This is a genomic window from Leptolyngbya sp. FACHB-541 (assembly GCF_014695875.1).
Taxonomy (GTDB): domain Bacteria; phylum Cyanobacteriota; class Cyanobacteriia; order Elainellales; family Elainellaceae; genus JAAUTN01.
This window is the reverse complement of sequence record NZ_JACJPC010000147.1, coordinates 1-6,803: the sequence shown is the minus strand read 5'-3', so window position 1 is coordinate 6,803 and position 6,803 is coordinate 1. Positions and strand designations below refer to the sequence as shown.

The following is a 6,803-nucleotide window of genomic DNA, read 5'->3' as shown; positions in this document are numbered from 1 at the left end:
TCTGCTTTGCGGTCTGGTAATAAAGCAATCGGTTGATGACAATCTAAATCCACTAAAATCGTGCCGTAGCGTTGTCCCTTACGAAAGGCAAAATCATCGACCCCCAGAACTTTCGGCACTGCAAATTGAGGCAGAGGGAGCCTTTTGATCAGGTTCAAAAGTGTACTCCCACTCACGGCAGTTCCTAGATGATGCGCTAAACGAGATCCTGCTGCACCGCCTAAGGAGAGTCCGATCTCTTGTAGTCTCTCTACCAATCGCAGGGTCTTTCTAGTCCAAGGAGCTACCAATTATGCTAACCGTTCTGTGAAAATACGACGATGGCAATTGGAATTGAGACAGAAGAATTTGCGAACGTGTAAATGCAAGGTCATGCTGTATTGAGCCAAGTTGAGATCTTGCAGGCTGCGTTCATAGCCGCTATGAACACGGTGGCTAGAAACGCCACAAAGGGGACATTGGGCAGTTCTTTGAGTTGATGAGACGGTTACGAATAGATGGTGATTAACAGTATCGAGGTTCCAGTTGTCCAAGTAAATTTGTTGGGTATCTGGCAGAAAATGTCGAAGGAATTCCACGTCCTTTGAAATCCTGAAGGGGAGATATCTTGATCATGCCCTAAGATCACCAAAAGCGATACTGCTGGCGAAACATTGCTTAACCTGTAGACTGAGCCATGAGTTTGACGTATTGAGAGACACGAGTTGTTGCATGAGGAGTGCCCAATAACCAATTGAAAACTCGTTTTAGATTGATCGCCGTTGCAGTTAAGAGATGTTGTAAATGAGTTTTCGCTAAACCAATATATCGAGCACGACGTAGTCTATGAGCACGAATCCCCTCAGAGAGTGTTCCTTCAATCCCTGCACGTCGTGCATACTCCTTCTTATAATCTTCTGTTGTGGCTCGTTGCCGTGCACTTTGTAATGCCTTGTATTGCTGCTCCGGGCGGAGCGTTACAGTCCGTCTTTGTCGTTTGCTCTGAGTACAAGACAAAAGGCTAGGACAGGCAGAACAATCGGCACTTGAAAATTTAATTTTGATGACTTCATTATCTCGACCATCAATGGCAGGTGTCCAAGAAGCACTCGTTTTGCCCTCAGGGCAAGTCACGATTTGCTGATGCCAATCTACAGTAAAATCATCTGCTGCAAATCCTTTTGCTTCTTTTGATTGCCATTGGTGATTCACACGAGTTGGACCGAGCAGTTCAACTTGATATTGTTCCTGAGAGTTCACCAGCAATTGAGCATCTAGATATCCTGTGTCCACAATATGTTTACCAGGAAGTAAGTTTTGGTGCGCCAAAGATTGATGAATTGTTTCGGTTACATCCCCATCTGCAACTGGACCGGCTGTTGTTTCAACGTTGGTAATGAGATGCACCTCTTCCGGTTCGCAAGTTTCACTCAGATGAACTTTATAGCCAACCCAGGAAGTTGTATGCTTCTTCCAATAGTGAGCATCTAAGTCATAGGGTGAACTGATCATTGTGGATGCGGGTGGAATTTCTTCAACCGTTCGCCAGCGAATGCCCTGGTCACAGCAGTAGTATTGCTGCACCCAGACCCGTCGTAACGTTTCTACCGCAGGAATTTGCCGTAACCAGAATGGAGTTGCTGTTGCAAAAATGGCATTGAGCAAGTACAGTCCATCTTCACCGTAACATTGCATCTGCTGCTCTCGCCTACCCTTGGACTGGGTATAACGGTTATCCTCAATTCGGGCACTGTAACGTTCAATCCATTCCGGTTGACTATGGCTTTGCAACCATTCGGGTGCAACAATGGCTAACGCATTCAAAGCGGCTCGCAGAGTTTCTCCCACACATTCGAGTCGAGTGACGGCGCGAATGGATGCCAGAACATGGGTGGAGTCAGTTCGCTGGCGGGTCCGAGGTTTAAGCCAGCCTTTGTCCTGGCACAAAGCTAAGAATCGTTCAAATATCAAACGTTCTGCCCCGGCTGTTACCAGACGAGTGCGAAACTCACTGAGCACACTATGATGAAATCCCGTATTTGTTAGTTCAAGAGCTAACAAATACTTCCAGTCAATGCGGCTACGTACAGCCTCTGCTGTTTGTCGGTCTGTTAATCCCTCAAGGTACTGCAAAAGGGTTGCTAGAGCTAATCTCACAGGCGAGATGGCAGGTTGCCCTCGATCTGGGTAAAGGATATTGAAGTGTTGATCACTAAAAAATTCGTGCAAGGTCGCTGCCATCGTGACACACAAGTTGCCAGTTGGGAAAATAGCATGAGCAACCTTAGCGGTTTCTGGGGGCACAACGTATTGCCTCTGTGGATGCAGTGACATTAAACAAATTCCCTGATGTTACTGACTTTCAGATAACTTAAGCGATTCTTGGTAAGACGGCTTCATTCGTTAAGCAATGTTTCGCCAGCAGTATCAAAAGCTGAGAAGAGCCCATCTGCATTGTCACTTAACAGCAGAGTTTTCCTCGGTCGCCCATATTCTCCTTTACGGTTTCTATCGACTTGAATCGATGTCTTACTCCCAACGTTTTGGGGATTACTCATCAAAGCAGTCGTTGCGCGCTGGCAAGCGCCTCTCGACGCACCAGGCGCGAAGATTCGTTGCGTGCAAGTGTTTATCCTCGCCTCTTAGTCTCTCTGGTGTAGAGAGCTTTACCGAGTTGCACCGTCATCTCTCTTTGATCATCGTGGTTACGACATCACATTGAATTTACTAACTTTTAGGTGGATTGAGAAGAGTTTTGTGAGGAAAAGGGGCGGGAGTTACTGCCCGTGACAAGAACAACTCACGGGCAGTAACTCCCGTGAACATTTCATTGAACTCTCAAACTTTCTAACCAGTGTCATTGCTAGGAACTGTATGCTCGACTAGCAACGGTATTAGGAAACTGTATAGCTCGTGCCATTTTTTGACAAGAGTTAATTTGCAAAACACTCTAGGTGATGTTCTCGGCAATGTGCAACAAACTCTTCCACGTCTGATGCGTCACTAATGATTAACTCGCCGCTCACTAACCATTACGCAAGTTTTTGTTGTTAGCTTCGTACCAAACTTCCATTGAGGAGCAGCATTGCTGAAGTGAGAAAAACAATCCGATCTATCATCCGTCTCTTCCGTCGGTCTTTGTCACAATTATTAAGACTCAGACTCGAGCAGCTTTGAAACTGCCCTCATTCCTCGGGTATAAGCAGGCATACCAAGAACTATCGCAGCACTCTCACAAACCCCAACTAGCTCACTTAAGCTTGCACCTTCTCGATGTGCTGAAAGTGCGTGAGCGGCAATCGCTTCATCTTCTGCAATCGCAAGTGTCATTCCAAAGTGAACAAGCCGCTGGATTTTAGCTGTAAGTGGACTTTCATCAATAGTGATTTTTCTAAATGCTTCAAGAGCACTCAGAGCCTCAAGACGCCCCGTCGCTTCTGCAACTTCGAGCCGCGTTTGAACCGCACTTGGGATAGAGCCAAACCGCTCAATAAATTGTTTCTCAATTTCAGCTCGGGTCATGCTATGACCTCACCTGTTTCGGGTAATTCAATGAAGTCTGGTGGAGTGACATTTTGCTGCCTCATCAGTAAATCGATATGGCCAAAGTGATAGCAATGGTGTCCGTATACTGCCCATAGAAATCCCTGAATTGTAAAGCGACGACCTAGAGCTGTAATCTCCCGCTCAAGCACATCTCTGCCGTATGAGCGCGCCATCTCAATCCCTGCTGCATGAGAATCTCTATAAAACGATAAAATCTCTAAACTGCCCGTTACATTGTCTAGAGCATCCATACCTTGCGGCGGAGACAACTCCTTGCCCGCTAACGCTTGAGGAAGAGTTTGTAACCAGGCCCGCTCTGCAAGGCAGAGATGTTTAACGAGTGCCTCAACCGTGATTCGTTTCACCCTAGCCCCTAAGTGAGTGGCTTCAGTTTCAACTGAAACATTAGCCCACTTTTCAGGAGCCAGACGTGAGACGGTTGCCCACGTGTGGCGAACCTGTTGATCGAAAAGGGAACAGAATCGCTCTAGATCGTTCATATTCATTCCGTTTTTTTCCTAATGTTGTCTTTAACCACAAATTGAGGCCTTGGATTTAATTTATCCACTTACGATACTTACGATACTATAGCTAGTATCCTTACGCGAGTACTTACCTTTGGGTTAGTATGGTCTCACAGAGGTGAATGCATGAAAGATATCTTAGAAGTGCTTCCAAAACGCGGAGAACTCTCAAATCCCAAGTGTCCAGCACGTGAGATCGTTGACTCAATGACCGGGCTTTGGGGAGCCCTGGTTCTAAGAAGTCTCAGAAAAAAAGAAATTGTCCGCTTTGCCGAGCTGAGAAGAGACGTAGGCGGTATTTCAGAGAAAATGCTATCGCAAACTTTAAAACGACTGGAGAGGTCGGGCTTTGTGGAAAGGAAGAGTTATCCTGAAGTTCCCCCTAGGGTCGAATACCGTCTTACTAAATTCGGCAGAGAATCTTCTGTGATAATCAATCAGTTGTGCGATTTTATAGAAGACAACATGAGAGCGATCGTGAAGCATCAGCTCAACTACGACAAACAAGACCAAAGCCGCCCTTGGCAGAAGCCCAGAAGATAATAACAGCGGAGACATTAGCCTGTTGATGGCATTTCTTTAAAACTATGCCGAATTCTCACGCTGCTCAGCAATGTCCATGCTCGCCGTGTCGGGGCTTTTGTGGTGGTTAGGGAGCCTCGTGAATGTCTTCTGGCTGTAGACCTGAGGCAAATCTATTTAAGAGGAGAGTTAAGGAGAGATGATCAACTGGTTGATTGGTGGTGGCTGATTATCGCTTTTCTATTTGGCGTTGAGTTCGGCTCAGAAGAGCGCGAAGCAAGGAAAAAGAAACAGCAGATTTCACGAATCGAATGTCTACACCCTCGATTACTGGGAGCCTGCGACGGTAAATACTCAGACAGGATGAGTGTACGGCCACGATAATCCAGCCTCGGCAGCGACCTTATCAGCGTTGCGAACCATCCACTCGTAGGTGGACGATCCCATGTCCAATGCATCTACCCCAGCGATGAACTCTGGGTAGCTGGAGTTATTCAGGTCGCCAAGCGAAAACAGCCAGTCCAACGAATCATTTTCGGTAGCAACGAACCCGTCAAGGCTTGTGGCTGTGTAGTACTGGGTCTTCGTGACTGTTTTCGCTTCTAATGCCTGATTGCGACCGCCTAATGACTCAAATCAGCGGCGGCAGTTAGCCTCGACTCACCACCAGTAGCTTTCAATCGTCCGTCTGCATTTGAATTGTCATACTGCACTGTTGTCACCATAAATATCAGTTTCTATGGTGATGTTCATTAGGAGCTTCACTGCTTGTATAACCGCGTAGAGTGTTGTAGGCAGTAATCTGCTCAGATGAGAGCATTGGAGTAATTTCTAGATGCGCTTCAAGATGGGTTGCACGTAGCTCACCATACAATTCTGCAAGTGATTCGGTCTGTGTTTGTAATTCTGCTGGAGTGATAACGCCACTTGCAAAAGATGCACTGAATTCTTGCTCACGTACAACAATTTCTTGCCCTATATTTTTTGCTTTTGTATTCATCTCTTGAAATACAGTTTCTATCCTCTGAATCTGCTCAGCAGATAGCTCAAGTTGCTCTTGAAGCTCAAGAACATGAGCAGGACCAGGATAGCTGTTCAACTCAGCAGTTCTCGCATATCCTGCACCATGCCCATTCAGTAAGTCATCAATTTCTTGTATGCTCAATCCACGTACAGGACCAGATAATTGATTGCTATAGGGTGATTCAGTTACTTGACCAGAAGCTTTTAGGTGAGTGAAAACAGTGAAACTTGCAGTTGAGAGAATGATTAAGGAGGAAAAAACTATTTTGAGTTTTCTTGGCATAAGAACCTCTTTGGGGTGATCGCGGGAGCATTAAACCATTACTACCTAGCTCTTGGCTTTAACCAGTGGCTTGGAACCGCTTTTCCGTTTGGCACGTTCGCAATTAATTTATCAGGCTCTTTTTTGATGGGCTTTTTCACCCACCTTGCAGTGGAAAGAAGCCTAATTTCACCTGATCTCCGACTCATCATTGCAGTCGGTTTTCCAGGATCATACACTACGTTCTCGACCTACGAACTAGATGCTGAGAAGCTGCTGACGGTAGGGACGTGGCAGATGCTGCTGTATTGGATTGGTAGTGCTCTGCTGGGAGTGCTGTGCTTGGAATTGGGAAGTTTTCTAGCACGGAGGTTGCCATGAGTATCTGGGAACGACTAACAATTTACGGCAATGAATCTGATCGTTAGCAGGGCAAATCGATGTTTCTCGCGACCGTTGAGACCGCACGACAGCATCAACTTTTAGGTGCGACAGTCACGCGAGGAGCAGAAGGCTACGGTGTGCGGCAAGGTAGGCGAATTCATACTGACCGCACAAGCAAGCAGTAATAGCGCTCATCTAACACTCGCTCTACACAAGTTTTGGCGTGGTGAACGACGATTGTATGTTGAGGATTAGAATGTTCTGGGATTTCTTAAGGTGGCTGTCGATAGTGTTCGAGCAAAATTTCATCCCACTTTGCTTCATGGCTAGAAGAAGTGGCACGCAGAGAGCATTTTCTGTACCTTCTTCTTTAGCAAGGTTAATGGCGAGAGAATTTTTGGGCAGCACAGGTTTACCAAGCTTGCGTTCGCTGCTTAACGTATCAACAGGTATAGCTCTACGGGAGCACGTTAGGACAGGTTTTGAAAGCTGCATCTATACAATTGTGAAAACTCTCAAACTCACTCCATCGTTGTCGCATCCAGTTCTTGAGCACAAACCAC

8 protein-coding genes and 2 pseudogenes are annotated in these 6,803 nt (G+C 46.3%); 3 read left to right on the top strand and 7 right to left on the bottom strand.

Features of this window, described 5'->3' with window-relative positions; translation table 11 throughout:
- Positions 1-290 precede the first annotated feature (290 nt).
- From H6G00_RS32750 to H6G00_RS32735, 4 genes are all read right to left on the bottom strand, one after another.
- A complete protein-coding gene (locus tag H6G00_RS32750; RefSeq protein ID WP_190799939.1) occupies positions 291-578 on the bottom strand; it encodes a transposase family protein in 288 nt (95 codons plus the stop codon).
- 79 nt (positions 579-657) lie between these two features.
- On the bottom strand, positions 658-2,313 hold the full coding sequence (locus tag H6G00_RS32745) for an IS1182 family transposase (protein ID WP_190799938.1): 1,656 nt from the start codon (positions 2,311-2,313) through the stop codon (positions 658-660).
- A gap of 816 nt (positions 2,314-3,129) precedes the next feature.
- The gene (locus H6G00_RS32740) at positions 3,130-3,501 is read right to left on the bottom strand and encodes a carboxymuconolactone decarboxylase family protein (RefSeq protein WP_190799937.1); all 372 of its coding nucleotides are present in this window, start codon (positions 3,499-3,501) and stop codon (positions 3,130-3,132) included.
- On the bottom strand, positions 3,498-4,031 hold the full coding sequence (locus tag H6G00_RS32735) for a DinB family protein (RefSeq protein ID WP_190799936.1): 534 nt from the start codon (positions 4,029-4,031) through the stop codon (positions 3,498-3,500). The genes H6G00_RS32740 and H6G00_RS32735 overlap by 4 nt, the downstream gene beginning before the upstream one ends.
- Before the next feature lie 144 nt (positions 4,032-4,175).
- Between H6G00_RS32735 and H6G00_RS32730 the strand changes: the two genes are divergently transcribed.
- Complete coding sequence (locus tag H6G00_RS32730) at positions 4,176-4,592, top strand: helix-turn-helix domain-containing protein (RefSeq protein ID WP_190799935.1); 417 nt, start codon at positions 4,176-4,178, stop codon at positions 4,590-4,592.
- A 336-nt stretch (positions 4,593-4,928) separates the two neighbouring features.
- On the opposite strand, the pseudogene H6G00_RS36940 reads toward H6G00_RS32730, so the two are convergent.
- Both H6G00_RS36940 and H6G00_RS32725 read right to left on the bottom strand, forming a co-directional pair.
- Positions 4,929-5,156 (bottom strand): annotated as a pseudogene (locus H6G00_RS36940) (dihydrofolate reductase); the annotation flags it as partial.
- A 145-nt stretch (positions 5,157-5,301) separates the two neighbouring features.
- A complete protein-coding gene (locus tag H6G00_RS32725; protein WP_190799934.1) occupies positions 5,302-5,877 on the bottom strand; it encodes a hypothetical protein in 576 nt (191 codons plus the stop codon).
- A gap of 15 nt (positions 5,878-5,892) precedes the next feature.
- Between H6G00_RS32725 and crcB the strand changes: the two genes are divergently transcribed.
- Together crcB and H6G00_RS32715 are read left to right on the top strand one after the other, a co-directional pair.
- Entirely contained in the window at positions 5,893-6,237 is a 345-nt protein-coding gene (gene crcB, locus H6G00_RS32720) for a fluoride efflux transporter CrcB (protein WP_190799933.1), read from the top strand.
- A gap of 59 nt (positions 6,238-6,296) precedes the next feature.
- Positions 6,297-6,425 (top strand): DUF190 domain-containing protein, encoded by a 129-nt coding sequence (locus H6G00_RS32715; RefSeq protein ID WP_190799932.1) that lies wholly within the window; start codon positions 6,297-6,299, stop codon positions 6,423-6,425.
- Positions 6,426-6,697: 272 nt separating this feature from the next.
- Here H6G00_RS32715 and H6G00_RS32710 read toward each other — a convergent pair.
- Positions 6,698-6,803, bottom strand: a pseudogene (locus H6G00_RS32710) (IS630 family transposase); the annotation flags it as partial.

Excerpts from the sequence above, each read along its gene's own strand:
- H6G00_RS32745 (WP_190799938.1), bottom strand. The coding sequence starts at position 2,313 with ATGTCACTGCATCCACAGAGGCAATACGTTGTGCCCCCAGAAACCGCT.
- H6G00_RS32740 (WP_190799937.1), bottom strand. The coding sequence starts at position 3,501 with ATGACCCGAGCTGAAATTGAGAAACAATTTATTGAGCGGTTTGGCTCT.
- H6G00_RS32735 (WP_190799936.1), bottom strand. The coding sequence starts at position 4,031 with ATGAATATGAACGATCTAGAGCGATTCTGTTCCCTTTTCGATCAACAG.
- H6G00_RS32730 (WP_190799935.1), top strand. The coding sequence starts at position 4,176 with ATGAAAGATATCTTAGAAGTGCTTCCAAAACGCGGAGAACTCTCAAAT.
- H6G00_RS32725 (WP_190799934.1), bottom strand. The coding sequence starts at position 5,877 with ATGCCAAGAAAACTCAAAATAGTTTTTTCCTCCTTAATCATTCTCTCA.
- H6G00_RS32715 (WP_190799932.1), top strand. The coding sequence starts at position 6,297 with ATGTTTCTCGCGACCGTTGAGACCGCACGACAGCATCAACTTTTAGGT.